Here is a 25,816-nt window from a genome sequence, read left to right on the forward strand (position 1 = left end):
TCGAGCACGGTTCCGATCACGCGGTCAGCAGCCGATGGCTGGTTTGCCGGGGCGGCAGGGTTTGTCGACGCCGACGGTCGAGTTGCGGACGATCTGCACCGCGTGGGGTTCGTCGGTCGGGATCGACAGGGTTCCGACGACGGGAAGCCAGCCGCTGTCACCGATGCGGTACTCCGCGGCGTACTCGACCTCCGCGGTAATGGTCTTCGTCCCAACCGTCGTGTAGCGGTGGCTGGTCGGGGTCTTGGAGAACTCGGCGAGCCCGAGGGCGGCCCACGAGGATCCGCCGGTGCGGGTGGTGGTCGTGTCGCCGTCGCCGTAGTCGAAGGTGAAGGCGACGGGGATGAAGTTCACCTCCGCGACCTGGCCCAACAGGGTGCCGGTGCGGGTGTGGCCGGAAGCGGCTGCGATGACGTTGGTGTGGAGCCCGCGGACACCCCAGGCGGCGGGCTCGGTCGTGACGGTGGGTGCGGCGGGGGCGAAGCTGGCGACGTCGCGGATCGTGACCGGGGCGACAGGTGCTGCTCCGAGGTCGGTGCCGAGGTCGCCGGGCGTGAAGGTGTAACACTCGTCCGGCCGCATGAGGCTGCAGACCGTCCGTTCTCCGTTGGGCCCGTCGGTCACACCGGGCGGAAGCTCGGCGGAACCGCCACCGCTGTCTCCGCCCGTCCCGCCACCGGACCCGCCGCCAATACCAGGGCGTTCGACGCTGCCACCGATATCAACGGACCCATTGCCGACACAAGCGCCCTCCAGCTGGCCCTCCGAACCGCATGAGGTAGCGAACGCAGCGCTTGCGGGTGCGAGTGTGATCGCAACGAGCAGGGCCGTCGCGGTAGCGAGTGCGCATCTCAGATTTCGCATGACTCTCCTTCGGCGTCTACGTCGTGGTCGAGAAGAACGAAGTCGGACTTCCCATTGCCACCCACACCTACGTCGTACGCCCAAGTACGGGTCCGGGGGCGGTCAGGGCGTACCGTCGAGTTGCCTGCAGCGTCAAGAACGTCGACAGAGCTGAGATCGATGCAAGACTTCGCCTTCGCAATGACACCGAGGGAGTCTGGAGTGGAGTACCACTCTGCGATGCGGGTCGAGACGAGCGTCGGTGCGCCCACGAGGGTCTTTCCCGCAGTAGCGAGTTCGATGAGGCTGCCGTGCTCGAACTCAGCCAACTCGTCTCCGACGATGACATCGATTCGATCGACGTCGACACCCCCTTCGACGAGGATCGTGTTCGAGATCCGCATGAACTCCTGATACGTCTCCGTCACCGCCGCCAGTGCCTGTTCCTCGTTCTCGAAGACCGGAGGAGTCCTGCTCGGAGGGGGAGCAGGCTCGGCTGCAGTGCATGCGGTGAGGGCGAGGAGTCCCATCGTGAGAACGAATGTGGAGAGGGTTCGAGGTACGGAGATCGTTGGCATTCCTCGACGCTACGGGCGGTCGAGGTGGCCCCTCGGGTTATCCACAGAGCAGATATGCCTACACCGACATATGCCGCGGATGTCAGGGTCAGGAGCGGCCGAGCCACCAGGCAGGGGAGGCCGCGATGACGGTGCGGGCCGCGGCGTCGATGTCGTCGAGGTCGCCGGATCGGAGCCACTCCTCGATCGCCGCAACCGTGCCGGCGCCGGCGTAGGCCACGAGCATGCGCACGTGTCGCTCCGGCGTGATGCCGTCCTCGCGAGGTGGGGCGATGTGCGGGTGCCGGTCGAGATGGTGCGCGAGCGCCTGCTCGATTCGCTCGGTGAGGGCATCACGCAGGGGGCCGATGAGTCGGGGGTGCATCGAGTTCCGATAGATCGTCGCGTGCTCGGCCACGTGGCGCAGGAGGTCACGCTCTGACTCGTCGAAGACGCTCAGCGTCGAGTCGCTGTGCGCCGGCAGATCGGCGTGCGCACGGAGCGTCTCGTCCAGTTCCTCACCGAGCACGTCGGCGAGCAGGTGGACCGGTGTCGCGGCGTGGCGATAGAAGGTGTCGCGCGTGATCCCAGCCACCCGGGACACCTCCGCCACGGTCACCTGATCAATGCGCTTCGCCGCCGCGAGGGTGTGGATCGCGTCGCGGAGGGCACTGCGCGTTCGTGCCTGACGGGGGTCCATGCGTTCACTCTAGTGAGACTCGACCGGGCGGCTCGTGCCCCAAGTTGCACCACGGCTCGGAGAGTGCAATACTGCACTTCGTGATGCAGAGTGCAACTTCGACGAATCGGCTGTCCGACCGGATGGCCGCCACCGCTGCGCGCCTGACGACCGTGTCGCGTCGGCTCACGGCCACCCAGGGCCTCAACGGCTTCACCATCGAGGAACTCTGCGAGGAGGTCGGCGTCTCGCGTCGCACCTTCTTCAACTACTTCCCGAGCAAGGAGGACGCCGTCCTCGGCATCGACGAGACCGAGGAGACCGAGCGGTTCGCCACCGAGTTCCTCGCACTCGGCTCGCGGGGGTGGCGCGCCGTGCTCGACGACTTCATGCTCATCGCGGCCGGCCATGCGGAGCGGTCCGGGTTCGGTCTCGCCGAGCACGTCGACTTCCACGCCGCCCTCGAGCGCGAACCCAAGCTGCTGGTCCGGTTCATGGGTCTCAACCGCGAGCGCGAGCAACTGCTCGTCGAGCTCATCGCCGTGCGGGAAGGCGTCCCGGCAGACGACCCGCGTGCCCGCGCCTGCGCCGACCTCTTCGGGATGGCGATCAAGACGACGATGGCGCGCGTCTTCGGCAGCGGCGTCGCCGACCTCGGCCAGGGCGGCGAGTTCGACATCGTCGGCTCCATCCGCGACTGCCTCGCGACGTATCGCACCATCCTCGAGCCCGCCGACCCCGAATCCGCCGACGCCGGACCCACCGCCGCCGCGCCTCAGAACCCCCACACGAACCCCACTCCCCGAAAGGACCTCCCGTGACCGCCGCCACCGCCGCACCCACCGAGGGCCCGATGCTGCTCACCAAGCGCCGCATCTGGATCATCTTCGCCGCCCTCATCGCGGGCATGCTGCTCTCCAGCCTCGACCAGACGATCGTCTCGACCGCCATGCCGACGATCGTCGGACAGCTGGGCGGCGTCGATCACCAGGTCTGGCTCACCACCGCCTACCTCCTGGCGACCACGATCGTCATGCCCGTCTACGGCAAGTTCGGTGACGTCCTCGGTCGTCGTCGGCTCTTCCTCGTCGCGATCGCCCTGTTCACGATCGCCTCCGTCGGCTGTGCGTTCGCGGGTGACTTCACGCAGCTCATCGTCTGGCGCGCCGTCCAGGGCCTCGGTGGCGGTGGCCTCATGATCCTGTCGCAGGCGATCATCGCCGACATCGTGCCCGCCTCCGAGCGCGGCAAGTACCTCGGCCCGCTCGGCGCGGTGTTCGGTCTCTCCGCCGTCGGTGGCCCGCTCCTCGGTGGCTTCTTCGTCGACCACCTCACCTGGCAGTGGGCGTTCTACATCAACATCCCGGTCGGCATCGCTGCCTTCGCGATCGCGTTCTTCACGCTGAAGCTGCCGAACAAGAAGGCGACCGCGCCGATCGACCTCCTCGGCGTGATCTTCCTCTCGGCGTTCACCACCTGCCTCATCTTCTTCACCGACTTCGGTGGCGACGCCGCTCACGGTTGGGGTGCGATCGAGACCTGGATGTTCGGCATCGGCATGCTGCTCGCCGCGCTGCTCTTCGTCATCACCGAGGCGCGGGCCAAGGACCCGATCATCCCGCTGTCGCTCTTCAAGAACCCGACGTTCATCAACGCGACCGCGATCGGCCTCACCCTCGGCCTCGGCATGTTCTCGGCGATCGGCTTCGTGCCGACCTTCCTGCAGATGTCGTCCGGTACCTCGGCAGCCGCATCGGGTCTCCTGATGATCCCGATGATGGTCGGCCTCATCGGTACCTCGATCGTCTCGGGGAACCTGATCACGAGGACCGGTCGCTACCGGATGTTCCCGGTCATCGGTACGCTCGTCACCGCCGCCTCCATGGTCGCGTTCACGACGCTCACGGCGGACACCCCGATCTGGCTGATCTGCGTCTTCCTGTTCTTCTTCGGCGCCGGTCTCGGCCTGATCATGCAGGTCGTCGTGCTCGTCGCCCAGAACTCGGTGGACGCGTCGATGGTCGGAACCGCGACCAGCACGAACAACTACTTCCGCGAGGTCGGGGCGTCACTTGGCGTCGCCGTGTTCGGCACGATCTTCACCACGCGCCTCACGGCCAACCTGAAGGACGTGTTCGCCAGTTCGGGTGCAAGTGCAGGTGACGCCTCCAATGCGGCGGCGACGATCGATCCGCAGACGCTCAGCCAGCTTCCGCCAGGCATCCGCGACGGTGTCGTGACCGCCTACGCCGACGCTCTGGCCCCGGTGTTCTGGTACCTGCTGCCGTTCATCGGTGCGGCCTTCCTGCTGTCGTTGTTCCTCAAGCAGATCCCGTTGTCCGACGTCGCCGGGCTCGTCGCCCGCGGTGAGGCGGTCGGTGGGGACGAGGCGGAGTCGCTCGAGGCCGCAGCGCGTGGCAAGATGCCTGCTTCGACCGCCGGGGCGCCCTCGTTCGACCGGGCCTCGTCGACCGACGACAGTGAGCTGGCGGACGCTGATCGCGAGCAGTCACCGCGGTAGGACTCGCCGCTGCCCGACGCCGGCCCTGGGACACACCGTCTCGGGGCCGGCGTCGTCATGCTGCCGGGTCGGTTGGAACTATCTGACATGTGACTTATAGATGCGTATGCTGGAGGTGCTCGCCAGAGCCGGCGAGCAGAATGGAGCCGCATCATGTCGAATGAATCCATCCAGGGCCGGTTCGCCGGCAAGGTCGCGATCGTCACCGGGGGCGTGTCCGGCATCGGGGCGAAGATCACCGAACGGCTGGTCGCCGAGGGTGCCTCGGTCGTCGTCGCGGACATCAACGCCGAGCTGATCGCGAGCGCCGCCGAGACCTTCGGCGATCGTGTGTGGGGTCGGCGCACCGACGTGACCGACGAGGCGGACTTCTGCGCGTTGGTCGCCGAGACCGTCGAACGCTTCGGCACGCTCGACACGCTCTTCAACGTCGCCGGTGGATCACGTGCCGGGACGATCACCGACATCTCCTTCGAGGACTGGGACTTCACCGTCCGGCTGAACCTCTACAGCGCCTTCAATGGGACACGGCTCGCCGCCCGTCAGTTCCTCGCGGAGGGAAAGGCCGGGTCGATCGTCAACATCGCTTCGCTCAACTCGCTCGTCCCCATGCACTTCGGCGTCGGTTACACGGCGTCGAAGGCCGGCGCGGTCATGTTGACCAAGCAGGCGGCCCTCGAGCTCGGTGAGCACGGCATCCGCGTGAACGCCGTGTCGCCAGGTCTCGTCGCGACGCCGTTGACGAAGTCGTTGACCGACATCCCCGGTGTGCAGGCCGCGTACGACGAGCGCATCCCGCTTCGTCGTGCCGCTGCGCCGGAGGAGATCGCCGCAGCCGCCCTGTTCCTCGCGAGCGACGACGCGTCGTACATCTCGGGCGACAACCTCGTCGTCGACGGCGCCTGGCAGACCACGGGGTACCCGGACCTGCGACCGTTCATGAGCTGATCGATCTCGGGTGGGGCCGACGGCTAGCCTTTCGGGGAGACGACCTTGATGCGGGAGTGACCCGAGGGGCCGCCGGTCGACTCGATGTAGGTCTCGAACGCCTCGAGCGTTCCGCGGACGGCCCGTCCGGCGAGCCCGAGCGCCGCAGCGGTCCGTTCGACCGCGGACACCGGCTTCCAGTGCACCGTGACGTCCACGCGGGTCTGCTGTTTGTCGATCGCGTCGAAGGTGGCGTCGCCACTGAACCAGACGTCGCCCTCGATGGTGCGCCAGACCAGACGCTCCTCGGGGAGCTGCTCCAGGATCTCGACGAGGAACTGCCGCGAGAGCTTGCTGATCGCGACAGTCCAACGGCTGTAGACCTCGCCGGTCGTCGTCACCTCGCGCACCGCCGGGAGGAACTCCGGGTACGACTCGAAGTCGACCCACTGCTTGTAGACGGCGGCGATGGGCAGGTCGACGACGATGCTGTGCTGCACGGTCGAGACCCCGTCCTCCGCCGTGCGGGTTCGCTTCGCCGTCTCTTCGTCCCCGGGCTCGAACGATCCGTCGTCGGGCACGGAGTCCGTGCTTCCTCGTCGCTTCATTTGTCCTTCTTGTCCTTGTCCTTGCCGTTGTTGCCGTTGTCGCCCTTGTTCCCGTTGTTCCCGTTGTTCCCGGAATCGTCCCCGCCTCCGTCGTCTTCGACCGGTGCAACGGGTTCGGCCGGCGCGACCGAACTGGGTTCCGGGGTCGGTGCCGGGGTCTCGACCGCGGGGGAGAGGTCGGCGCGGACGAGCGCGATCGCCGCACGGATGTCCGCGGCTCGGGTCGCCGAAACGGTCCCAGCCGCCTCAGCAGCGGCCAGCTGCGCCTCGAGCGCGTCGAGAGCCGCGAGCGCACCCGCAGTGTCGCCGTCGGCGGCTGCGTTCGCGGCCACGAGCACACGACTCTGCAGGTCGCGGCCGGTGTTCGCGTCGAGGTCTGCAGCCGGTCCGGCGCAGCCACTCAGGAGGGCGACGACGACCAACGGTGCTGCGAACAGCCGGAGCCCTCGGTTCCAGGAGTTCCTCATGGCGTCACCTCCCGCAGGAGTTCATCCAGATGCGTCGACAACGGTTCGGGCAGGGTGGGCAGCGTCGGGGCAGGCGGCTGTGCCTGGGACACGATGAACCAGACGACGGCGACCGCGATCACCAGCAGCACGGCCGCGAGGATCAGCCAGCGTCGAAGGCGCCGCGGCTGGTGCGCTGCGGCCTGTCGCCGTGCACCACCGTCGAGACGTCGCTCCGAGCGGCGAGTGCCGTCGAGCACCGCGGTCGGGCCGGTCTCGGCGGGCGCGCCTGTCATCGGCGCGAACGGTGTCGTCGAACCGAGCGGTTCGGTCGCGGCCGTCGGTGACGGGTAGGCGGTCGTCGTCATCGCAGGTGCCGAGGTCGCCACGGTCGCATCCGCCGGGTCGAGCACGGGGTCCATCGCGCGGACGGTCGTCGCGACGTCGAGGGCGGTGGGGCGCTGCGCCGGATCGGCGGCGGTCATCGAGGTGAGCACCGACTTCCACTGGTAGCCGAGCTCGCCGGGGATCGTCGGCGACGCGTTGAGGCGTGCCATGAGCGACTCGTGCGTGGTGGTCTGCGGGTAGGCGCGACGACCGGTCAGGGCTTCGAGGAGTACGAGTCCGAGGGCGTACACGTCGGCCGGAGGGGCCGGATCCGCACCACGGACGAGTTCAGGACTGAGGTAGGCGACCGTGCCCATCAACGAGCCGGGCGCGGTCATCCGGGTGCTGTCGATGAGGTAGGCGATGCCGAAGTCGGCGAGCTTCGCGCGGTACTCCTGGTGGGGCAGGATCGTCGGTCGCAGCAGCACGTTGGACGGCTTGATGTCGCGATGGACGACCCGCGCCGCGTGCACCGTGTGGAGTGCCTCCGCGAGGTCGACGGCCATCGCGGCGACCTCGGACGACGGAAGCGGCGACCGAGCGATGCGCTGGGACAGCGTTGGGCCGTCGACGTGCTCCATGACGAGGTAGGAACCGTCGCCCGCCACGACCCTGGCGTCGAAGAGGGTGACGAGGGCCGGGTGGTTCAGGGACGCGAGCAGACGCGTCTCCGAGGCGGTCCTGGCGCCGTCGGTCGCATCGGTCGTTCCCGGGCGGAACAGCTTCACCGCCACCTTGCGCCCGAGCACCTCGTCGGTAGCCAGATGGACGGTCGCCATCCCGCCGGCACCGATCGGTCGCTCGAGTCGATACCGACCGTCCAGCAGTTCGCCGCTCTGGGACGGCGCGGTAGCGGGTTCGGTCATGGGTGGTGCGGCCGGTCCGGTCGTCAGAGGACGGGGCCGTCGTTGTCGGTCGTGCTGCGGCGGGTGACGCGTTCGCCGCTACCGGGGTCCACTGCGGAGCGCGTGGTCGAGGAGACCTGTCGACGGCGGAGCACGAGCACGAGCGAGATGAGGAACACCACTGCGCCGGCGGCCATGAGGATGTACCCGATGAGCGTGAGGTCCACAGCGGGGACGTCGACGTTCACGGCGAAGGCGAGGATGGCGCCGATGACGATCAGGGCGATTCCGGTTCCGAGACCCATGAGTAGCTCCTCTTCTCGACGACCGTGAGTTCGAGCGGATCGCTCAAGGGGTGTTCACGGACGACTCAGCCTATTATTGAGTCAATGACGGTTGAGTCAACGGGGGTTGTGTCGGTGGAGTCGCTGGCGGTAAGGGCGTCCAAGTTCGCCGCGCTCTCGGAGCCGGCGCGGCTGCGCATCGTGGACCTTCTCGCGCTCGGCGACCTCTCACCGACCGAGATCCAGCTCGCCCTCGGGATCGGGTCGAACCTCGTCTCCCATCACCTCAGCGTCCTCCAGCGAGCGGGGATCCTCTCGCGCTCACGATCCGAGTCCGATGGACGCCGCAACTACGTGCGGCTCGTCCCGGGGGCGTTCGACCGCCTCGCGCCCGAACCGATCAGCGCCCCGGCGCGGGTCGTCTTCGTCTGCACGGCGAACTCGGCGCGGTCGCAGATGGCGGAGGCACTCTGGCAGGACCGCAGTGACGTCCCCGTCGCATCCGCGGGCAGCCGGCCGGCGAGCGAGGTCAACCCGGGCGCCGTTCGGGCGGCGGCACGCCATGGCGTCCGGATCAGCCCGAGCGTTCCACGCGCGACGGCGGAGGTCCTCCGGCACGGCGACTTCGTCATCACCGTGTGCAACCGGGCGCACGAGGAGCTCGGCGGGCTGGACGACCTGCACTGGTCGATCCCCGACCCTGCCGCGCCTGCGACCGACGAGGCGTTCGACGAAGCGTTCCGGGACATCCGGCTGCGCGTCGACGAGTTCGTCAGTCGGCTGGCACCGGGCGCCGGGTAGGACCGGAACGCCCGGCGGTGGCAGCTGGTCGCGGCACCGACCTCATCCGGCGTCGGGCAGGAGTTCCGGGCACTCGCCGCCGGGGACGGTGGCCAACTCGAAGTGCCAGATCTCGTTCGCGTAGGTCTGGCAGAGGCCGTAGTCGGCGCCGTGCTCGATGAGCCAGTAGTCGGCGTCCGTCGCACCGATGTCGACTGCCGCCCCGCGCGTGTGCGAGGAGCCGTCCGGCGTCGCGACGTACTGCCGGGCGGCCGCCTCACTGCCGTACTGGAGGATCGCCTCGTCGAGCAGGTGCTGCTGGTACGCCGTGCTCCGCCAGCCGGAGCTCACGTACAGCGCGACGTCGTCCTGCGCCGCTGCGTCGGTCGCTTGCTGGACGGCCTCCAGGAGGGCCGCATCGAGGTTCGCGATGGCCGGGAGATCGGTGTCGTAGGCCGAGTACCGGTTCTCCTCCAACACGCCGTCGTCGGTTCCGAACGCGCCATCCGTCGTGGTCGTGGTTCCGGCACCCGCGTCTGCGGACGGGCGCTCGGCCAGCGCGGTGATCCCGCGGGTGATGGTCGGCGCGACGCCCGTGCACGCGACCAGGGCGATCGCGGCGGTGAGGGCGACGGCCGTGGCGGCGAGGATGACGACGGCTCGGTTGGAGCCCCTCCGGGCGACGGTGCTCCGTCGGCCCGGGTGCCGGTGCTGCTGCTGCTGGATGTCGTGGTGCATGGTTCCTCCTCGGTCGGTCGTCGGTGTTCGGCACGCGACGACCAGGCCTCCAGTCCAGCTCGACGGCGGTTGCGCGGGCGTCGGACGATCACCAGACGGTTCCGAAACACGGTGCCGCCTACGATCGACACGACGCCCATCGCGGGCGCCGGAGCGACGCCATCGACGCGTCATCCGTCCCGAACGCCGGAGGTCCCATGCGTGTCCTGATCGCCGAGGACGAGCAGTACCTCGCCGAGAGCATCCTCGAGGGCCTGCAGCACGAGGGGCTCGCCGCCGACCTCGTGTTCGACGGCGACACCGCGCTCGAGCGGCTCGCCGTCAACGCCTACGACGTCGTGGTGCTCGACCGCGACCTCCCTGGCACGCACGGCGACGACGTCTGTCGCTGGATCATCGCCCAGGAACTGCCCTGCCGGGTGCTCATGCTCACCGCGGCCGCCGACCTCGACGACAAGGAGAGCGGCTTCGAGATCGGCGCCGACGACTACCTGACCAAGCCGTTCGAGCTGCGTGAGCTCGTCCTCCGGCTCCGCTCGCTGGCGCGTCGACCCAAGGCGTCGCTCCCGCCCGTCCTCGAATACGCCGGTGTGCGGCTCGACCCGTTCCGCCGCGAGGTCTACCGCAACGGCCGGTACGTGCGCCTGGCGAAGAAGCAGTTCGCGGTGCTGGAGATCCTGCTCGCGGCCAAGGGTGGCGTCGTGAGTGCCGAAGAGCTGCTCGAGCGCGCCTGGGATGAGCACGCCGACCCGTTCACGAACGCCGTGCGGGTGACGATGTCCACGCTCCGGAAGGTGCTCGGCGAGCCGTGGATCATCCACACCGTGCCGGCCGTCGGCTACCGGGTCCTGCCGCCAGGTGAGGCTCCCGCCGAGACGAGCGGCGCGGACGCCGACGACGAGGACGACGAGGTGGGCGAATGACCGCCGCTCCGGCCATCGGTGACAACGCCCGGCCGACGTGGATGACCGCTCGCGTCAAACTCACCGCGACCTATGCCGCCTTCACCGTCATGACGGGACTCATCGCGCTCATCGTCATCAACGTCATCATCTGGCGGTTCCCCAGCTATCCGCTCGCGCCCGCCGGCGACAGTCGACAGATCTACGCCATCTCCCGCGGCGAGATCCGCGACTCGCTCATCAACTACTCGATGCTCGCACTCATCGCGATGGCCGTGATCGGCACCGGCGTCGGCTGGATCGTCGCCGGACGGGTTCTGCGGCCGCTGCGGGACCTCAACGCGGCCGTGCGCGCGGCGGCGGAGGGCTCGCTCGACCACCGCATCGCGATGACTGGTCGCCGCGACGAGTTCCGTGAGCTCGCCGACCGCTTCGACGACATGCTCGCACGCCTCGAGCAGTCGTTCCTGACGCAGAAGCGGTTCGCGGCCAACGCCTCGCACGAACTGCGGACACCGCTCGCGACGATGAAGATGCTCATCGAAGTCGCCCAGGCCGACCCGGAGGGCCGCGACGTCGACCGCGCGCTGCGGCGGCTGCACGAGACGAACGAGCGGGGGATCGCGATCGTCGAGGCGCTCCTGCAGCTGAACCAGCTCGATCGCCGACCGCTCGTGACCTCGCCCGTCGACCTCGCGTCGGTGGCTCGCGACGCGTCGCAGCTCATCTCGCCGGAGGCCGCCGACGCCGGGATCACGATCTCGTCGACCCTCCGGAGCTCATCCGTGCGCGGCAACCGCGTGCTCCTCCAGCAGCTGTTGACCAACCTGCTGTCGAACGCCGTGCGATACAACCGCGGTGCGGACGGTTGGGTCTCGGTGTGGGTCGGACCCGACCCGCATGCGCCGGGACGCGCCGTCGTCGTGGTCAGCAACTCGGGGCCGCTGCTCGACGAGGCCGAGGTGGCGCGGTTCGTGGAGCCGTTCGACCGGCGGGACGCGCGGATGGCGCGGGCTGCCGGTCGCGATCGGGGGAACGGCCTCGGGCTCACCCTGGGTGCCCGCATCGTCGAGCTGCACGGCGGGTCGCTGCGGCTGGCGCCGCTGCCGGCGGGTGGACTCGAAGTGACGGTGCTGCTGCCGGCTCACGACGCCGACCCGGCCGGAGTCTGACTGCGGAACGACGGAACCCGGAACGACGGAACGGCCGACCGATCATCGGATCGGCCGGCCGCTCAGGTCGGTGCGGCGGTCACTGCACGGCGCAGGCCCTGGCCTCATCGAACAGGTCCTCCGGCAGGTCCCACACCCCGTTCGCATCCGGGTCCGGGACGTCGAACCCCTGGTCGCGCAGGCACTGGGCGCGGAGCCGGAGCTCGTCGGAGAGCTCCGCCTTGCTGGGCTGATCGGGGTTCGCGGGCGGCGGGCCGAGTTCGTCGGCGCAGGCGTCGTAGGCCGTGTTCATCGCCTCGTCGCCGTCGAGGGTGATCGCGGTGCCGGGTTCCGGGTCCTCGACGTCGAACCCCTGGTCGCGCAGGCAGCCGGCGAGGGAGATGGTGTAGTCGTCGAACGCCTCGGCGTAGGAGTCGGCGGTCGACGGCGATCCACCGCTCGACGGGGCTTCCGCGGATCCGGAGCAGGCGGTGAGCCCCAGCATGAGGGCGAGGACGGGGACGGCGAAGCCGAGGGCTGTGGGTCGGCGCATGGGTGGACCTTTCTGACGGGCGACCGGTGTCGGTCACCCAGCCATCCCATCAACCGGCCTGTTCCGTCCTCGTCTCCCGATCACCAGACGTTCCCAACATCCCGCCCCTGCCCGCGAACTGTCACCAACGGCTAGTTGGGGCGGCCCGGACTGGCAGCAAGTGACAGTTCGCGGGCAGGGGAGGGGTCAGTTCATGCGTGTGACGATCCAGACGATCAGCGTCCCGACGACGAAGGCGACGGGGATCCACGTCCCGGATCGTCGCAACCTGCGGCCGGACGGAGCGACACCCGGCGGCGGGGTGAGCAGTCCGACCGCGGGTGAGGCGGTCTGAGCGCCGGGTGCGCGCTGGTGATCCACCGCTCCGGTCACCTGCGACAGAAGGCGGTCGTCCCGCCACCGAGCCCACTGGTCGAGCTTCGTCATCAGCGCGTCGACGACGCTGAACAGCCAGGCCCAGGTGTCGGGGTCGAGGGTCGACACCTCCCGTTTCGTGTAGAGGAACATCCAGTCGTCGATGATCTCGACGTCGAGCTCAGCGGCGTGGTCGATGAACCTCGCCATGATGTCCGGCGTGAACAGGTACAGGGCGTCGCGTTCGTAGCCGGCGGGACAGTAGAGCGTGAAGTGCCGGTCGAAGTCGCCTTCCAAGGACAGCCGCTGGGCCCGCTGGAACGCCGCCGGGAGGTTCGAGCCGAAGCCGTTGTTGCCGATCGCATCGAGCACGATGTTCGGCAGCGGGACGTCGAGCTTCACCGCGACGTACCCCCAGCGGTGCGTCGTCGAGCTCTTCCCGTGACGGACCGTGTACCGGTAATTGCCGAACTCCACGGGGCGGGGACGGTCACCCCGCAGCACGTCGGTCGACTGCCGCGACGATCCGATCCCGAAGATCATGCCGGGGAACGGCGGGTAGCTGAGGTCTGAGGTGTAGGTCATCCCGTTGGCCGCGGCGAACTGGGAGAGGCGGAAGCGCTTGATGCGCCTCGTCCGCCAGGAGAGGACCGCAACCACCGCGACGGCGGCGGCCGCGAGGAGTCCGATCCCGAGCAGCGGTGTCGGGCCGGATCCACCCCGTGAGGGCGTGGGCAGCGTTCCCAACAGGACGAACCCGCCGACGGCGACCACGACGATCCCCGCGATCAGGCCGATGAACAGCCGGGCGGACGGCGCGCGATGGTACGAGGGCGCCTTCGCCATGGCGTCGCGGTCGATGGGGTCGATGAGCGCTCGGGTGTCGATCGTGCCGTCCATCCCCACACGCTACCTGCCCGCGAACTGTCACTAACTGCTAGTTGGAGCGGTCCGGACTAGCAGCAAGTGACAGTTCGCGGGCAGGGGGGAGGGGATCACATCGAGCGGCGGAGCCAGCTTTCGACGCCGGAGACATGGACCGTGACCAGCGCGCGGGTCAACTCGGTGTCGCGCTTCTCGAGGGCGTCGACGATCGCGTGGTGCTCCTGCAGGGTGCGAGCGACGGCCTTCTCCTCGGTGAGGCCGCGCCAGATACGGGCCCGGACCGTCTTGCTGCCGAGCGCGGCGAGCAGGCTCGCGAGATAGGCGTTGCCGCTCAGCTCGATCACGCGGGCGTGGAACTGCAGGTCGTGCGCGACGAGGTCCTCGACCGTCGTGGACTCGTCGACCTCGTCGACCATGCTGCGCAGCTCGGCGATCCGCTCGTCGTCGAGGTGCTGGATCGCCATCACCGACGCGGAGGGTTCGAGGATGCGGCGCACCTCGAACATCTCGATGAGGGAGGCGTCGGCGTGCATGTCGATGACGAACGACATCGCCTCGTGCAGCAGGCTCGGCTCCAGCGTCGTGACGTAGGTGCCGTCGCCGCGACGGACGTCGAGCACGCGGATGAGCTCCAGCGCCTTCACCGCCTCGCGGAGAGAACTGCGGGAGAGCCCCAGGGTCTCGCTGAGCTCCTTCTCCGGAGGCAGGCGCTGGCCGGGTGTGAGATCGCCGGCGACGATCATCGCCTGGATCCGCGCGATCGCTTCGTCCGTGACTGCCATGCGACCCCCTGCTCGAGCGAGACGGTCACGTGGAACACCGCCTCGCGCCATGATACATCCGACGTTTCCGCGGGCCGCGCCCCGACCAGGCTCCACGCACCGGCGACACCGGGCACCTTGTGTTACGTCAGGTTGAGCGCCCTCTCGCGGCCCGTCCGATCACTCCCTACTGTTGCTGCAACCCGACGTCCCGGTGCACCCCGTCCGCACCGACAGCGGACATCGGCACGCTCCACCACCCCCCCGCACCGTCCCGCACCCCACCGTCATCTGGAGTCCCCATGCGTCGTCGATCGCGCCTCGCGCTGTCTCTTGTCACCCTGGCCGTCGTGGCCGGCCTGGCCACCGGTTGTTCGCTCAAGCAGTCCTCGTCCAGCGAGTCGACGAGCGGCGCCGCTGCCAGCTCCGCCGCCTCCGACGTCGACGTCCCCTCGCTCAAGGGGAAGACCGTCGGCGTCGCCGCCAAGGACGTCGTCCGCGACTTCGGCCGCCTCACCTACCAGGGTGTGCAGGACCGCCTGGAGGAGCTGGGCGCCAAGGTCGTCGCCACCCAGGCCGACGCACAGGACGACAAGCACCTGGCCAACGTCGAGAACCTCGTCTCGCAGAAGGTCGATGCGATCGTCGTCATCCTCGGGGACGCGACCACGCTCGCCCCGGCGTTGCAGCAGGCGAAGGACGCCGGCATCCCGGTCTTCACGATCGACCACGCCAGCGAGAACTCGGTGAACAACATCGGTTCCGACAACTGGCAGATCGGCTCCACCCTCGCCCGGACCCTCGCCGAGGACATCGGTGGGAAGGGCAAGGTGCTCGTCTTCAACGGCTTCTACGACGTCACCCCCTGCCAGATCCGTTACGACGAGTTCAAGCTCGTGCTGAAGAACTACCCGAACATCGAGATCATCGAGCCCGAGCTGCAGGACATCTACGAGGGCACCATCGAGGACGCCAAGCAGAAGACGAACGACGCGCTCACCCGCTACCCCAAGGGCGAGATCTCGGCCGTGTGGTCATGCTGGGACCTCCCGGCGATCGGTGCCTCGCAGGCCATCGACGCGGCGGGCCGCGATGAGATCAAGGTCTACGGCGTCGACGCGGAGCCCGGAGCGCTCGACCTCATCCAGGACCCCGACTCGGTCTACCAGTTCACGGTCGCGCAGCAGCCGACCCTGTTCGGGACGACGAGCGCGAACAACGTCGCCCTGTACCTCGGTGGCAAGCAGGACGAGGTGCCGCTGAGCACCTACCTCGACGCCGTGTTCATCGACAAGGCGAACGTCGCCGACGAGCGCAAGCGACTCGGCCTGGAATGACGCACGACACCTCGATCGACGGTCGGACCGCCCAGCGCGCGCCGGGCGGTCCGACCGGTGCGGCCACGACCGAAGTCTCGGCTCCCGCCGTGAGCATGCGTGGCATCGCGAAGGACTTCGGCGGTGTCCGGGTGCTGGACGACGTCGACCTCGAGGTGCACCCCGGCGAGGTCGTCGCGCTCGTCGGCGAGAACGGCGCGGGCAAGTCGACGCTCATCAAGATCCTCACCGGCCTCTACACGGCGAGCGAGGGCGCGATCGAGATCGACGGCGAACCGGTCGTCATCCGCAACCCGGGTGATGCCGAACGCCTCGGTGTCCGCGTCATCCACCAGGACCGCCACCTGGCGGGTCGACTCACGGTCGCGGAGCAGCTCTTCCTCGGGTCGCGCTCCGCGTTCCTCACCGGCCGGCAGCTCGACCGGCGCGCCGAGCGCGAGCTGCTCGACCTCGTCGGGCTGGACGTACCGGGGAAGACCCTCGTCGACGAGCTGAGCGTCGCCGAGCAGCAACTCCTGCAGCTCGCGATCGCGACGATCACGCGCCCACGGGTCCTCGTGCTCGACGAACCCACCGCACCGCTCGCCGCCGGCGACGTGGAGCGGCTGTTCCGCACCGTCCGGACCCTGCAGGGCCAGGGCGTCGCCGTCATCTACATCTCCCACTACCTGCAGGAGGTGCGCGACATCGCTTCCCGCGTCGTCGTGCTCCGCAACGGTGAACGCGTCGGCGCGCTCGACCTCGCCGATCCCGACGCGACCCTCGACGCCATCGTCCAGCTCATGGTGGGGCGGAGCGTCGAGGAGTTCGGCGACCGCGAACGCATCGTCGCCGAGGCCAGCGCCGAACCGGTCCTCGCGATCGACGGCCTGACGGTCGCGGAACGGCTGCACGGCATCTCGATCGCCGTCCGTCCGGGCGAGATCGTGGGCGTCACGGGTCTCGTCGGCTCGGGCCTCGAGGAACTGGCCGACGCGGTCACCGGCTTGCGCGCGCACGGCGGAACCGTGCGGCTCGGCCGGGCGACGATCCGCTCGCCGCGGGCCTTCGTCCGGGCCGGTGGGGCGTACGTCCCGGCCAACCGCCACCGCGACGGCATCCTGAACCGTCAGTCCGTCCGCGAGAACCTCACGCTCGCCGCGCTCGACCGCATCACCGGTCTCGGCGGCATTCTGCGTGGTCGACGCGAGCGGGAGATCGCCGCCGACCTCGTCACGAGACTCGACGTCCGGCCCGCGAACGACACCGCGGTGGCCGGAAGCCTGTCCGGCGGCAATCAGCAGAAGGTCGTGCTCGGTCGGTGGCTCGCGGCCGGGTCGACCGTGTTCGTGCTCGACCAGCCGACCTCCGGCGTCGACATCGGGTCGCGCCAACAGATCTACGCGGAGATCGACGCGCTCGTCGCGCAGGGCGCCGGCGTCCTGCTCGTGAGCGTCGACCTCGAGGAACTGATCGGGCTCGCCGACCGCGTCCTCGTGCTGTACCGCGGGACGATCCGGACGGAGCTGCCCCGATCGCAGGCGACCGCCGACACGATCCTCGCCTGGTCGACGGGCGCCACCGAGGTCGCGTCCACGCCGCCGGCCCCCTCTGTCCCGCCGGCCCCTTCGGTCCCTGAGCTTGTCGAAGGGCCCACGTCGTCGACGCAGGCTGATCCCGACCGGCCCGGCCCCGCGGGATCCGCCGGAGGCGCCACGCCACCCACCAGAGGAGCCTCCGCATGACCGCCCTCTCCGCTCCACCCGCCGCGCCCTCGGCCGCGGCGGAGTCCACGACGAAGCGTCGCCCGGTCTCCCGGTTGGGACTCATCGGCTACGCGATCGTCGTCATCGAGGTCGTCGTCTTCGCGGTCGCCTCGCCCGGCTTCCTCGACCCGGCCAACCTCGCGACGATCCTCACCCAGTCGGCGGTCTACGCGATCGCGGCCTTCGGCCTGTCCATCGTCGTCGTCACGGGCGGTGAGGACGTCGTCCGCGGCGGCATCGACCTCTCGATCGGCGCCGTCCTCGGCTTCTCCGGCGCCCTCGTCGCGGTACTCCTGCAGGCCGAGCTCGGTCTGCCGCTCGCGCTGCTCATCGGGCTCGGAGCCACGGCGGTCATCGGGCTCGTGAACGGGCTCGTCGTCGTCGCCGGGATCCGCCCGCTCCTCGTCACCCTCGCGATGATGAGCATCGTCACGAGCCTCACGATCGTCATCACGAACAACGTCAAGGTGCCGGTCTCCGACGCCGGGCTGGTCTGGTTGCGGAGCGGACACGTCGTCGGTGTGCCTGCCGCGGTCGTCGTGCTGCTCCTCGTCTTCGCGGTCGTCGCCTTCGCCACCGGGTGCACCAGCTGGGGCGTGAAGAACGCCGCGGTCGGGCAGAACCCGACGGCCGCCCGGGTGGCCGGGATCGACGTCAACCGCCACATCGTCGTCAGCTACGTCCTCGCGGCGGTCCTCGCGGGGATCGCGGGCGTCCTCATGACCAGTCGACTGTCCGCGGCGCTTCCCGGCATCGGCGAGCAGTCGCTCATCGACATCCTCCTCGCGACGTTCCTGTCCATCGCGTTCTCCCGTCGGCTCGTCGTCACGATCTCGGGGACGCTGTTCAGTGCCGTGTTCGTCGCGATCCTCACCAACGGCTTCAGTCAGCTCGGCGTCCCGAGCCAGTGGATCGGCATCACCAAGGGTGTGCTGATCCTGCTGGTCCTCGCGGTCGCCGCGATCCGCGAACGGAGCGTCAAGCGATGAGTGTCGACACGCGCACGCAGTCCTCCGCCACCACCGGAGCCTCCGTCCCGAACGCCGGATCGGCTGGACCGGGAGGCGGCGGCGACAAGCGTCCCGGCGGCCCGCTCTCGAGCCTGACGGTCCGTGGCCTCGGCGCCGCGGTCCCGCAGGCGCTCGCCCCCGCCGTGCTGGCCGTGCTGCTCATCGTGTTCGCGGTGCTGTCGCCGTCGTTCCTGACCGCCGACAACCTGCTCGGGGTGCTCAACCAGAACGCGCTGCTCCTGCTCGCGGCCGTCGCGATGACGGTCGTCGTCCGCGCCGGTGGCATCGATCTCTCGATCGGTGTCGCCATCGACCTCGCGGCGCTCACCGCGTCGGCACTCCTGGCCGACGACTACGTGGCTTGGGTCGCGATCGTCGGCGGTCTGGTGGTCGGCCTGCTCGTCGGGGCCGTGAACGCGTTCCTCATCGTGGTGCTGCGCATCCGGCCGTTCCTGGCGACGCTGAGCGTCTGGTTCATCGGTGGTGGCGTGCAGCAGGTCGCGACCGACGGCGGGTCACCCATCTACCTGTCGCGGAGCAGTGTGCCGGACGAGTTCGCGTGGCTGGGTGCCGGAACCGTGCTCGGTGTCGCCGCGCCGATCGTCGTCGCCGTGCTCGTGCTGATCATCGTCTGGGCTGCGCTCGAACGGAGTCGCTGGGGTCGGGTACTGACGGCCGCGGGGGAGCAGCCGACGGCGACCCGGATCTCCGGGCGGCTGGCGGGGACGTCGATGGCGACGGCGTTCATCTTCGCCGCCGGGATCGCGGCCATCGCCGGGCTGATCCTGGCCTCGCGCAGCCAGGGCTTCGTCGCGAACAGCGGTCAGCTCTACGTGCTCGACTCCATCGGTGCGGTGTTCATCGGGACGACGCTGAGTCGGACGGGGCGGCCGAACCTCTTCGGGACGCTCGTCGGCGTGCTCATCTTCGCGCTGCTGACGAACGGGATGAACCTCATCGGGCTGTCCTTCTACTGGCAGGGTCTCGCCCGCGGTGTCGTCCTCATCCTGATCCTGCTCCTCGGTGTCCTCCTGGCGCGCGACCGCGCCCGCAAACCCCTCACCTGACGCCCGTCCGAGTCCCGCTGTGGTGGTGGGGTTGCGCCAGCGCGGTGCGCTGACGCGAGGAGGAGCGACTCGGCGTGGGCGCGACCCACACGCGTGAGCGCGGGTCTCTGGAGACCCGCGCTCACGCCCATGCCCCGCGGTGACGTCAGCGCACCGCGCTGGCATCACCCGAAGGGACGGATCAGACCCGGAGGTCGAGCCAGGCGACCTGCTCCGGGGTCAGCTTCAGCGACAGGGCGTCGGTCGACGAACGCGTCTCCTCGATGGACCGCGGGCCGATGAGGGCGAAGGTCGGGAAGTCCTGCGCCAGCACATAGGCCAGGGCGATCGCGGTCGGCGCGACACCCAGCTCGGTGCCCAGCTGACGGGCGCGGGCCAACCGCTCGAAGTTGTCGTCGCTGTAGTAGCAGCGCACGAGATCCGGGTCCGACAGGTCCTCGGGTTCGGCACGCCCGGTGAAGAACCCACGTGCCTGCGACGACCACGGCAGCAGCGGCGTCTTCGTCTCCTCGAGCCACGCCCGGCTCGTCGGATCCGTCACCTCCACGCACCCGGCCCACGGCACGTCGAGTGCGCGGGCGAGACCGAAGTGGTTGCTCAGCGCCGCGAACCCCCGCTTCCCGTTGGCCGCCGCATAGGCGTTCGCCTCCTCGAACCGCTCGATCGACCAGTTGGAGCCACCGAACGCACGGATACGACCGGCCTCGGCGTGCTCGTTCAGCACGTCGACGAACTCGCCCACCGGCACCTCGACGTTGTCGCGGTGCATCAGGTACAGGTCGAGGTGGTCGGTGCCGAGCCGCTCCAGGCTCTCGAACAGCTGACGCGAGATCGACTCCGGGTCGCAGAACGGCGTGTGCGCACCCTTGCCGATCACCACGACGTCGTCGCGGAGGCCACGGTTGGCGAGCCAGCGTCCGAGCAGCTGCTCCTGCAGGCCGTCGCCGTACAGCCAGGCCGTGTCGAAGGCGTTGCCGCCGCGCTCGAAGAAGTCGTCGAACATCGCCGACGCATGCGAGAGGGTCTGCTGGTTGTCGACACCCATCACGAGCCGCGAGATGTCGTGGTCGATGCCCGCGATGCGACCGGTCGGCATCGGGAGCTCGGCGCGGACGGCGAGCGGCCGGCCGGAACCGGTCGGGATGTCGGTGTCGATCGACTCGAACGGGTACTCGAGGCCGACCGCCTCGCGCCAGCGGTCGAGGGTCGCCGCGTTGCCGAGCGAGTCCGCCCAGCGCATCTGGGGTGCCTGACCGGCGTCGGCGAACGCAGCGACCGCGTCGGCCTGGAACGCGTACTGCGGTGCGCCTGGGATGTGGATCGACTCCGTGCCCGAGATGGTACGGACCTCGATCGTCGAGCCGTCCTCGACCGACGGCAGCCACGGGTCGGACACGATGATCTGGCCCGTCGAGCCCGTGACGACGACGCGGTTGTCGTCCTGCACGCGCACGCCGCTCGTGACGTGCGCCGTGATGCCCGACGGGAAGACGAGCGACGCGCTGGCCCACTCGTCGACACCGGTGGAACCGATGGCGCCGTTCCCGGTGACCTCGGTCGGGTCGGCGAACGGCGCACCCACGGCGGCGCCGGCGACGAGGCGCGAGATGGAGACGGGGTAGCCGCCGACGTCGAGGATGCCGCCGCCCGCCAGCTCCGGGTTCATGAGCCGGTGCTCGGCCGGCAGGTTCGCGGCGAACGCGAACGACGCCTCGATGTGCTGGACGTCGCCGATCGCGCCGGACGACACGAGCTCGACGAGCTTGGCGGTCTGCGGGTGGAACCGGTACATGAACGCCTCGGCGAGGTACACGCCGGCACGACGGGCTGCCTCGATCGCGAGCATCGCACCCGCGCGGTTCACCGAGAGCGGCTTCTCGCTGACGATGTGCTTGCCGGCTTCGGCCGCTTCGATGACCAGCCGGACGTGCTCCGTGTGCGGGGTCGCGATGTAGACCGCGTCGACGCCGGGGTCGGCCAGCAACTCGGCGACCGAGCCGTACCCGCGGACGGGAGCCGTGCCGTCGCCGAAGCGCTCGCCGAACTCCGCGGCACGCGACGCGTCACGACTGGCGACGGCGGCGAGTCGACCGGTGCGACTCGCGTGCAGCTCGGTCGCGAACCGTTCGGCGATCGTTCCGGGTCCGATGATCCCCCAGGCGACGTGTTCCATATGGTGGTGCTCCTCAACGTTGATCGGCGGTGCAGTGGTCGGTGGCGAACGTCACCGTGAACGTTCACGGTGCGAGCGTATCAGTACGATGTGACCATGACCAGGCCCCGCGATGATCACGCTCCGGCGCGAGCGACGATCATCGACGTCGCCCGGGTCGCCGGTGTCTCGCGCCAGACCGTGACCCGCGCACTCAACGGGATGCGCGACGTCAGCGACGCCACCAGACAACGGGTCGTCGAGGTCGCGGCCTCGCTGAACTACCGTCCGAACCGCGCCGCGCAGCACCTGGTGAGCGGCCGGACCACGACGCTCGGACTTGTCGTCGACGACCTGCGGAACCCCTACTACCCGGAGCTCGCGGCCGCGCTCGTGCAGCAGGCGGCCGAGCGGGGATGGACCGTGTTGGTCGCCGAGGTCGGGGGAGCGGCGAACGCATCGGGCGAGCGGCCCGCCGCCGCGGATCGTGGACCGGACCTCCCCGACGCGGAACGTGCGCAGCTCGCCGAACTCGCACGGCAGGTCGACGCGGTCGTCGGGCGCAACGGTGCCGACCACGGAGCGCTCCAGGGCGCCTTCGCCACGATCCCGTTCGTCTCCCTCGGCGACCACCGGCCAGACGAGTCCGAGGCCGGAGCGGACTCGTCCGGCTCGGAACCCGCGCTGCAGGTGGCGGGCGTCGACATCGACTTCGAGGACGGCATCCGACAGGCGCTCGCCCACTTCGTCGCGACCGGCCGCCGGTCGATCGCCATGATCGACGCCTCGGCGGAACCGTCCGGACGGCGTCTCGCGTACCGCGCGTTCCTCGAGGAGCACGGCTTGCCGTGGTCGGAGGCGTCGGAGACCTGGGCGGAGGACACCCACCAGGGCGGGGTCTCGGCCGCCCTGCGGTGCCGCGCCGCGATGCCCGACGTCGACGCCGTGCTCGTCTTCAACGACGTCATGGCGGTCGGCGTGCTCAAGGGCCTCGCCCGTGCCGGGGTCAGCGTGCCGGAGGACGTCGCCGTCATCGGTATCGACGGACTCGACCTCGGTCGCTTCGTCACCCCTGAGCTCACGAGCGTGGCCGTCGACAAGGGCGACATTGCACGGCACAGTCTCGAACTGCTCGACGGCATGATGTCCGGCACGCTCCCGCTCTCGGGGCCGTCCGTCCGACGCTCGGTGGGTGTCTCGCTCGTCGTCCGCGAGTCCGCCTGAGCCAGTCCGCCTGGCCGCTCCGCAGGGCCCTCCGCCTGAGCCGCACCGGCCCCGTCGTCGGGACGGTCGCGGAGGACACGGCAGACTGGTCACATGTCTGAACTCCTCGCCCTCTGTCGCGTCGAAGCCCTCCAGATGGACGACGGCTCGATCGGTGTCACCGCGATCGACAAGCGCCCGGTCGACGAACCGCTGCACGTGCGGCCGATGGGGTTGTACGGCGACGTGCAGGCCGACCGTAAACACCACGGCGGCCTCACGAAGGCGCTCTACGCCTACGCCGAGGAGGACGCGCGGTTCTGGGAGGGCGAGCTCGGTCGGCAGATCACGCCGGGGCTGTTCGGCGAGAACCTCCGCACGCAGGGGCTCGACGTGAACGGTGCCGAGATCGGTGAACGCTGGCGGATCGGCGACACCCTCGTCGTCGAGGTGACCTGCCCGCGCACCCCGTGCGGCACCTTCCAGCGGCGCTTGGGTGAGCCCCGATGGGTGAAGCGCTTCGCCGACGCAGCACGGCCCGGCGCCTACCTCAAGGTGGTCAAGAGTGGGACGGTGCAGGCAGGCGACCCGATCGAGATCGTCCGACAGCCCGGCCACGGCGTGACCATCGCGTCCTGGTTCGCCGCGGCGGACGAGGCGCAGGCGGTCGCCCTCGAGCAGTCGGAGCAGTCCGGCACCGTGGCGCTGGCCCCCGAGATCCACGAATCGATCAAGCAGCTCCGCCGCAAGCGCTGAATCGCCCCGCGCGGGCACGTGTCCAGGTTCGCGGCACTGCGTGCAAGGCGTGCCGCGAGCGCGGGCACGTGCCAGGAAGCTGAGTGCAAGCTGGGCACCCGGAACAGTCCGGAAGCGGACGCTGTTGCATACCATGGAGCCGAAGACCGGAGCACGCGGGGACCCCGCACGGTGCTCGGCACGAAGGAGGAGTCACGATGAGTGCAGCAGACGAGCAGAGCACGACGACCGAGCGCGCGGTGCTGGCCGGCGGATGCTTCTGGGGCATGGAAGACCTCGTCCGGAAGATGCCGGGTGTGAAGTCGACGCGCGTGGGCTACAGCGGTGGCGACGTCGCCAACGCCACCTACCGCAACCACGGCACCCACGCGGAGGCCCTCGAGGTCGTCTTCGACCCGAGCAAGCTGTCCTTCCGCGAACTCCTGGAGTTCTTCTTCCAGATCCACGACCCGTCGACGAAGAACCGTCAGGGCAACGACGTCGGCCTGAGCTACCGTTCGGCGATCTTCTTCACCTCGCCCGAGCAGGAGCGCGTCGCGCGCGACACGATCGCCGACGTCGACGCCTCAGGGCTGTGGCCCGGCAAGGTCGTCACCGAGGTCGAGCCGGTGTCCGAGTTCTGGGAGGCCGAGCCGGAGCACCAGGACTACCTGGAGCGCATCCCGTGGGGCTACACCTGCCACTTCGTGCGCCCGGGCTGGAAGCTCCCGCGCCGCGCCGAGGTCGCGGAGCAGGCCACCGCGTAAGCACGTCCACAGCGCCCGGCACCTCGGTGTCGGGCGCTGTGCTGTGCGTGGACCGGCAGGCTTAGACGCCGTCGGCCCGCGAGGAGTTGACGGCGTCGGACGCCAATCGTGGCGCGAACCGCGGGTCGAACTGCAGCGGTGGATCGTCTGGTGATGCCAGTGACGGCTTCCCGAGGCGGACCCACTCGAGGTACTGGAGATAGGGGTCGGACCCGGCATCGACCGGCGCATCGACGATGCGCTTGCGTCCCCACGGCCACTTCCACCCCACGATCAGCATCCTACGGAGGGTTCCTGAAGATCTGCGGACCATCGCGCCACGATCTCGCAACGATGGCGTCGAGGCGCGCTCGTTTCGTCTGATGGATATGGAGTTGTCCATCGGACGTCGGTGCTGTCATGATGAAGCACGGCGGAGATAGCTAGACAGTCGAGATACTTCGAGGGGTTGTCCGGATCCGGTCGCTGCACCCGCCGAGAGAGGTCGTCCCATGGGCTCCACCGGCAGCGAGACGTCTGAACTCCGTCGAGCCTGGGTCGAGCAGCTCACGGCCGACCGCTTCGGCGTCTTCGTGGGCGACCGGCGCATCGGGTTCATCGACGTGGACTGGCCGTTGCACGTCGCCTTGCGCGGAACCGATTACGAGACGGCCGTCGAGGTCGATCGCGCGATCCGGTTCGATCAGGCGCTGCGTGCCGTCCTCGCCGCCTGAGTCGCCTCCGGTGTCCGGCGACTATGATCGCAGCACGGTTCGGGTGGGCGGTCCGCCGGGCGGTACCCGGTGGACCTGCGAGACGGAGGGGGGCTGACATGACCGACTCCAGTGCCGAGCCCTGGGCATCCGGCCTCCCAGTCCTCGAACTGCCGATGTTCCCCCTCGGCTCCGTGCTGTTCCCGCACATGCCGCTCGCCCTGCGGCTCTTCGAGGAGCGCTACCTCACCATGCTCGCCCACCTGCTCGAGGCCGAGGATCCGGCGTTCGGCGTGGTGCTCATCGAACGCGGGCGGGAGACGGGCGGCGGTGAGCATCGCTTCCGCACCGGGACCGTGGCCGAGATCGTCGAGGTCGACGGCGGCGAGGGATTCGTCGCGGTGATCGCCGAGGGTGGTCAGCGCTTCGAGGTGACCGACTGGTTGCCCGACGACCCGTACCCACGTGCCGAGATCCGAACGCTCGACGACCTGGAGTGGGAGGAGCGCTGGGAGCCGCTGCGGGACGAGACCGAGGCGGCGGTTCGGCGTTCGCTCGCCGTGGCCAGCGAGTTCAGTGAGCAGCAGTGGGCCTCGGTCGTGGAGCTCGCCGACGACCCGCTGGAGTCGTCGTGGCAGCTGGCGGGCATCGCGCCGGTGAGCGAGATCGACCAGATGCGGTTCCTCTCGGCTGGGTCGCTCGAGGAACTCCTGGTCGGTGTGCGCGATCGCGCCACCGAGGCCGGCGAGGCCTTCATCGCGGGCGGCATCGCCGACGCGGACGACGAGGACTGGGACATCCTCGGCGGCTGAGCCCCGTCGTCGCACCTCGACAGGCTCGGTGACCGGCAGTGCACTCGGCCACCGGAGGGTGGCTTCCCCCGGATC

At 69.5% G+C, this 25,816-nt stretch carries 28 protein-coding genes; 15 read left to right on the forward strand and 13 right to left on the reverse strand.

Annotation, left to right across the window (positions count from 1 at the left end):
• Positions 1 to 24: 24 nt before the first annotated feature.
• The 3 genes from CCK91_RS15575 to CCK91_RS15585 form a co-directional block, all read right to left on the reverse strand.
• Positions 25 to 582 (reverse strand): hypothetical protein, encoded by a 558-nt coding sequence (locus CCK91_RS15575; protein ID WP_086474805.1) that lies wholly within the window; start codon positions 580 to 582, stop codon positions 25 to 27.
• A 269-nt stretch (positions 583 to 851) separates the two neighbouring features.
• Positions 852 to 1,421, reverse strand: coding sequence for a hypothetical protein (locus CCK91_RS15580; protein WP_133060018.1), 570 nt, complete (start codon positions 1,419 to 1,421; stop codon positions 852 to 854).
• An 88-nt stretch (positions 1,422 to 1,509) separates the two neighbouring features.
• Entirely contained in the window at positions 1,510 to 2,100 is a 591-nt protein-coding gene (locus CCK91_RS15585; RefSeq protein ID WP_086474807.1) for a TetR/AcrR family transcriptional regulator, read from the reverse strand.
• Between the two features lie 83 nt (positions 2,101 to 2,183).
• On the opposite strand from CCK91_RS15585, the gene CCK91_RS15590 reads away from it, so the two are divergent.
• The 3 genes from CCK91_RS15590 to CCK91_RS15600 all read left to right on the forward strand — a co-directional run bounded on the left by CCK91_RS15590 (position 2,184) and on the right by CCK91_RS15600 (position 5,548).
• On the forward strand, positions 2,184 to 2,900 hold the full coding sequence (locus CCK91_RS15590) for a TetR/AcrR family transcriptional regulator (protein WP_086474808.1): 717 nt from the start codon (positions 2,184 to 2,186) through the stop codon (positions 2,898 to 2,900).
• Positions 2,901 to 2,932: 32 nt separating this feature from the next.
• The gene (locus CCK91_RS15595; protein ID WP_086475098.1) at positions 2,933 to 4,600 is read left to right on the forward strand and encodes an MDR family MFS transporter; all 1,668 of its coding nucleotides are present in this window, start codon (positions 2,933 to 2,935) and stop codon (positions 4,598 to 4,600) included.
• Between the two features lie 153 nt (positions 4,601 to 4,753).
• Positions 4,754 to 5,548, forward strand: a complete 795-nt coding sequence (locus tag CCK91_RS15600; protein WP_086474809.1) for an SDR family NAD(P)-dependent oxidoreductase — start codon at positions 4,754 to 4,756, stop codon at positions 5,546 to 5,548.
• Positions 5,549 to 5,571: 23 nt separating this feature from the next.
• Here CCK91_RS15600 and CCK91_RS15605 read toward each other — a convergent pair whose 3' ends face one another.
• The 4 genes from CCK91_RS15605 to CCK91_RS15620 are packed head-to-tail and all read right to left on the reverse strand — an operon-like array spanning position 5,572 to position 8,118.
• Entirely contained in the window at positions 5,572 to 6,135 is a 564-nt protein-coding gene (locus CCK91_RS15605) for an SRPBCC family protein (RefSeq protein WP_086474810.1), read from the reverse strand.
• Entirely contained in the window at positions 6,132 to 6,602 is a 471-nt protein-coding gene (locus tag CCK91_RS15610) for a hypothetical protein (protein WP_086474811.1), read from the reverse strand. The genes CCK91_RS15605 and CCK91_RS15610 overlap by 4 nt, the downstream gene beginning before the upstream one ends.
• Positions 6,599 to 7,834 (reverse strand): serine/threonine-protein kinase, encoded by a 1,236-nt coding sequence (locus tag CCK91_RS15615; RefSeq protein ID WP_086474812.1) that lies wholly within the window; start codon positions 7,832 to 7,834, stop codon positions 6,599 to 6,601. The genes CCK91_RS15610 and CCK91_RS15615 overlap by 4 nt, the downstream gene beginning before the upstream one ends.
• A gap of 23 nt (positions 7,835 to 7,857) precedes the next feature.
• Entirely contained in the window at positions 7,858 to 8,118 is a 261-nt protein-coding gene (locus CCK91_RS15620) for a DUF6458 family protein (RefSeq protein WP_064295666.1), read from the reverse strand.
• Positions 8,119 to 8,202: 84 nt separating this feature from the next.
• On the opposite strand from CCK91_RS15620, the gene CCK91_RS15625 reads away from it, so the two are divergent.
• Positions 8,203 to 8,898: a metalloregulator ArsR/SmtB family transcription factor gene (locus CCK91_RS15625; RefSeq protein WP_086474813.1), complete on the forward strand. Its 696-nt coding sequence runs from the start codon at positions 8,203 to 8,205 to the stop codon at positions 8,896 to 8,898.
• A gap of 42 nt (positions 8,899 to 8,940) precedes the next feature.
• On the opposite strand, the gene CCK91_RS15630 is transcribed toward CCK91_RS15625, so the two are convergent.
• Complete coding sequence (locus CCK91_RS15630) at positions 8,941 to 9,615, reverse strand: M15 family metallopeptidase (RefSeq protein ID WP_086474814.1); 675 nt, start codon at positions 9,613 to 9,615, stop codon at positions 8,941 to 8,943.
• A 197-nt stretch (positions 9,616 to 9,812) separates the two neighbouring features.
• On the opposite strand from CCK91_RS15630, the gene CCK91_RS15635 reads away from it, so the two are divergent.
• Together CCK91_RS15635 and CCK91_RS15640 are read left to right on the forward strand one after the other, a co-directional pair.
• Entirely contained in the window at positions 9,813 to 10,538 is a 726-nt protein-coding gene (locus CCK91_RS15635; protein ID WP_086475099.1) for a response regulator transcription factor, read from the forward strand.
• Complete coding sequence (locus CCK91_RS15640; protein ID WP_207568247.1) at positions 10,535 to 11,689, forward strand: sensor histidine kinase; 1,155 nt, start codon at positions 10,535 to 10,537, stop codon at positions 11,687 to 11,689. The genes CCK91_RS15635 and CCK91_RS15640 overlap by 4 nt, the downstream gene beginning before the upstream one ends.
• Positions 11,690 to 11,768: 79 nt before the next feature.
• On the opposite strand, the gene CCK91_RS15645 is transcribed toward CCK91_RS15640, so the two are convergent.
• The 3 genes from CCK91_RS15645 to CCK91_RS15655 all read right to left on the reverse strand — a co-directional run bounded on the left by CCK91_RS15645 (position 11,769) and on the right by CCK91_RS15655 (position 14,242).
• Entirely contained in the window at positions 11,769 to 12,221 is a 453-nt protein-coding gene (locus CCK91_RS15645; protein ID WP_086474815.1) for a hypothetical protein, read from the reverse strand.
• Positions 12,222 to 12,407: 186 nt separating this feature from the next.
• Positions 12,408 to 13,475, reverse strand: a complete 1,068-nt coding sequence (locus tag CCK91_RS15650; protein ID WP_086474816.1) for a hypothetical protein — start codon at positions 13,473 to 13,475, stop codon at positions 12,408 to 12,410.
• 95 nt (positions 13,476 to 13,570) lie between these two features.
• Positions 13,571 to 14,242 (reverse strand): FadR/GntR family transcriptional regulator, encoded by a 672-nt coding sequence (locus tag CCK91_RS15655; RefSeq protein ID WP_064295672.1) that lies wholly within the window; start codon positions 14,240 to 14,242, stop codon positions 13,571 to 13,573.
• 281 nt (positions 14,243 to 14,523) lie between these two features.
• Between CCK91_RS15655 and CCK91_RS15660 the strand changes: the two genes are divergently transcribed.
• The 4 genes from CCK91_RS15660 to CCK91_RS15675 are packed head-to-tail and all read left to right on the forward strand — an operon-like array spanning position 14,524 to position 19,380.
• Positions 14,524 to 15,558 (forward strand): sugar ABC transporter substrate-binding protein, encoded by a 1,035-nt coding sequence (locus CCK91_RS15660; protein WP_086474817.1) that lies wholly within the window; start codon positions 14,524 to 14,526, stop codon positions 15,556 to 15,558.
• A complete protein-coding gene (locus tag CCK91_RS15665; protein ID WP_086474818.1) occupies positions 15,555 to 17,282 on the forward strand; it encodes a sugar ABC transporter ATP-binding protein in 1,728 nt (575 codons plus the stop codon). Before CCK91_RS15660 ends, CCK91_RS15665 begins: the two co-directional genes overlap by 4 nt.
• Positions 17,279 to 18,292, forward strand: coding sequence for an ABC transporter permease (locus CCK91_RS15670; RefSeq protein ID WP_086474819.1), 1,014 nt, complete (start codon positions 17,279 to 17,281; stop codon positions 18,290 to 18,292). The genes CCK91_RS15665 and CCK91_RS15670 overlap by 4 nt, the downstream gene beginning before the upstream one ends.
• Complete coding sequence (locus tag CCK91_RS15675; protein WP_086474820.1) at positions 18,289 to 19,380, forward strand: ABC transporter permease; 1,092 nt, start codon at positions 18,289 to 18,291, stop codon at positions 19,378 to 19,380. Before CCK91_RS15670 ends, CCK91_RS15675 begins: the two co-directional genes overlap by 4 nt.
• A 181-nt stretch (positions 19,381 to 19,561) precedes the next feature.
• On the opposite strand, the gene CCK91_RS15680 is transcribed toward CCK91_RS15675, so the two are convergent.
• Positions 19,562 to 21,553 (reverse strand): aldo/keto reductase, encoded by a 1,992-nt coding sequence (locus CCK91_RS15680; RefSeq protein WP_086474821.1) that lies wholly within the window; start codon positions 21,551 to 21,553, stop codon positions 19,562 to 19,564.
• A 96-nt stretch (positions 21,554 to 21,649) separates the two neighbouring features.
• Between CCK91_RS15680 and CCK91_RS15685 the strand changes: the two genes are divergently transcribed.
• From CCK91_RS15685 to msrA, 3 genes are all read left to right on the forward strand, one after another.
• Positions 21,650 to 22,756, forward strand: coding sequence for a LacI family DNA-binding transcriptional regulator (locus CCK91_RS15685; RefSeq protein ID WP_086474822.1), 1,107 nt, complete (start codon positions 21,650 to 21,652; stop codon positions 22,754 to 22,756).
• Between the two features lie 93 nt (positions 22,757 to 22,849).
• Positions 22,850 to 23,491 (forward strand): MOSC domain-containing protein, encoded by a 642-nt coding sequence (locus CCK91_RS15690; RefSeq protein WP_086474823.1) that lies wholly within the window; start codon positions 22,850 to 22,852, stop codon positions 23,489 to 23,491.
• A gap of 197 nt (positions 23,492 to 23,688) precedes the next feature.
• Entirely contained in the window at positions 23,689 to 24,237 is a 549-nt protein-coding gene (msrA, locus tag CCK91_RS15695; protein ID WP_064295677.1) for a peptide-methionine (S)-S-oxide reductase MsrA, read from the forward strand.
• Positions 24,238 to 24,298: 61 nt separating this feature from the next.
• Here the strand turns inward: msrA and CCK91_RS15700 are convergent, their stop codons facing one another.
• Positions 24,299 to 24,508, reverse strand: a complete 210-nt coding sequence (locus CCK91_RS15700; protein WP_124767435.1) for a hypothetical protein — start codon at positions 24,506 to 24,508, stop codon at positions 24,299 to 24,301.
• A 220-nt stretch (positions 24,509 to 24,728) separates the two neighbouring features.
• On the opposite strand from CCK91_RS15700, the gene CCK91_RS15705 reads away from it, so the two are divergent.
• Together CCK91_RS15705 and CCK91_RS15710 are read left to right on the forward strand one after the other, a co-directional pair.
• Positions 24,729 to 24,950 (forward strand): hypothetical protein, encoded by a 222-nt coding sequence (locus CCK91_RS15705; RefSeq protein WP_086474824.1) that lies wholly within the window; start codon positions 24,729 to 24,731, stop codon positions 24,948 to 24,950.
• A 98-nt stretch (positions 24,951 to 25,048) separates the two neighbouring features.
• Entirely contained in the window at positions 25,049 to 25,741 is a 693-nt protein-coding gene (locus CCK91_RS15710) for an LON peptidase substrate-binding domain-containing protein (RefSeq protein ID WP_242664574.1), read from the forward strand.
• The last annotated feature ends 75 nt before the right edge of the window (positions 25,742 to 25,816 follow it).

Source organism: Plantibacter elymi (nom. nud.), from assembly GCF_900177795.1.
GTDB classification, from domain to species: Bacteria; Actinomycetota; Actinomycetes; order Actinomycetales; family Microbacteriaceae; genus Plantibacter; species Plantibacter elymi.

Bases quoted from the DNA above. Each gene is read 5' to 3' on its own strand.
- CCK91_RS15575 (WP_086474805.1), bottom strand. From the start codon at position 582: ATGCGGCCGGACGAGTGTTACACCTTCACGCCCGGCGACCTCGGCACC.
- CCK91_RS15580 (WP_133060018.1), bottom strand. From the start codon at position 1,421: ATGCCAACGATCTCCGTACCTCGAACCCTCTCCACATTCGTTCTCACG.
- CCK91_RS15585 (WP_086474807.1), bottom strand. From the start codon at position 2,100: ATGGACCCCCGTCAGGCACGAACGCGCAGTGCCCTCCGCGACGCGATC.
- CCK91_RS15590 (WP_086474808.1), top strand. From the start codon at position 2,184: ATGCAGAGTGCAACTTCGACGAATCGGCTGTCCGACCGGATGGCCGCC.
- CCK91_RS15595 (WP_086475098.1), top strand. From the start codon at position 2,933: ATGCTGCTCACCAAGCGCCGCATCTGGATCATCTTCGCCGCCCTCATC.
- CCK91_RS15600 (WP_086474809.1), top strand. From the start codon at position 4,754: ATGTCGAATGAATCCATCCAGGGCCGGTTCGCCGGCAAGGTCGCGATC.
- CCK91_RS15605 (WP_086474810.1), bottom strand. From the start codon at position 6,135: ATGAAGCGACGAGGAAGCACGGACTCCGTGCCCGACGACGGATCGTTC.
- CCK91_RS15610 (WP_086474811.1), bottom strand. From the start codon at position 6,602: ATGAGGAACTCCTGGAACCGAGGGCTCCGGCTGTTCGCAGCACCGTTG.
- CCK91_RS15615 (WP_086474812.1), bottom strand. From the start codon at position 7,834: ATGACCGAACCCGCTACCGCGCCGTCCCAGAGCGGCGAACTGCTGGAC.
- CCK91_RS15620 (WP_064295666.1), bottom strand. From the start codon at position 8,118: ATGGGTCTCGGAACCGGAATCGCCCTGATCGTCATCGGCGCCATCCTC.
- CCK91_RS15625 (WP_086474813.1), top strand. From the start codon at position 8,203: ATGACGGTTGAGTCAACGGGGGTTGTGTCGGTGGAGTCGCTGGCGGTA.
- CCK91_RS15630 (WP_086474814.1), bottom strand. From the start codon at position 9,615: ATGCACCACGACATCCAGCAGCAGCAGCACCGGCACCCGGGCCGACGG.
- CCK91_RS15635 (WP_086475099.1), top strand. From the start codon at position 9,813: ATGCGTGTCCTGATCGCCGAGGACGAGCAGTACCTCGCCGAGAGCATC.
- CCK91_RS15640 (WP_207568247.1), top strand. From the start codon at position 10,535: ATGACCGCCGCTCCGGCCATCGGTGACAACGCCCGGCCGACGTGGATG.
- CCK91_RS15645 (WP_086474815.1), bottom strand. From the start codon at position 12,221: ATGCGCCGACCCACAGCCCTCGGCTTCGCCGTCCCCGTCCTCGCCCTC.
- CCK91_RS15650 (WP_086474816.1), bottom strand. From the start codon at position 13,475: ATGGACGGCACGATCGACACCCGAGCGCTCATCGACCCCATCGACCGC.
- CCK91_RS15655 (WP_064295672.1), bottom strand. From the start codon at position 14,242: ATGGCAGTCACGGACGAAGCGATCGCGCGGATCCAGGCGATGATCGTC.
- CCK91_RS15660 (WP_086474817.1), top strand. From the start codon at position 14,524: ATGCGTCGTCGATCGCGCCTCGCGCTGTCTCTTGTCACCCTGGCCGTC.
- CCK91_RS15665 (WP_086474818.1), top strand. From the start codon at position 15,555: ATGACGCACGACACCTCGATCGACGGTCGGACCGCCCAGCGCGCGCCG.
- CCK91_RS15670 (WP_086474819.1), top strand. From the start codon at position 17,279: ATGACCGCCCTCTCCGCTCCACCCGCCGCGCCCTCGGCCGCGGCGGAG.
- CCK91_RS15675 (WP_086474820.1), top strand. From the start codon at position 18,289: ATGAGTGTCGACACGCGCACGCAGTCCTCCGCCACCACCGGAGCCTCC.
- CCK91_RS15680 (WP_086474821.1), bottom strand. From the start codon at position 21,553: ATGGAACACGTCGCCTGGGGGATCATCGGACCCGGAACGATCGCCGAA.
- CCK91_RS15685 (WP_086474822.1), top strand. From the start codon at position 21,650: ATGACCAGGCCCCGCGATGATCACGCTCCGGCGCGAGCGACGATCATC.
- CCK91_RS15690 (WP_086474823.1), top strand. From the start codon at position 22,850: ATGTCTGAACTCCTCGCCCTCTGTCGCGTCGAAGCCCTCCAGATGGAC.
- msrA (WP_064295677.1), top strand. From the start codon at position 23,689: ATGAGTGCAGCAGACGAGCAGAGCACGACGACCGAGCGCGCGGTGCTG.
- CCK91_RS15705 (WP_086474824.1), top strand. From the start codon at position 24,729: ATGGGCTCCACCGGCAGCGAGACGTCTGAACTCCGTCGAGCCTGGGTC.
- CCK91_RS15710 (WP_242664574.1), top strand. From the start codon at position 25,049: ATGACCGACTCCAGTGCCGAGCCCTGGGCATCCGGCCTCCCAGTCCTC.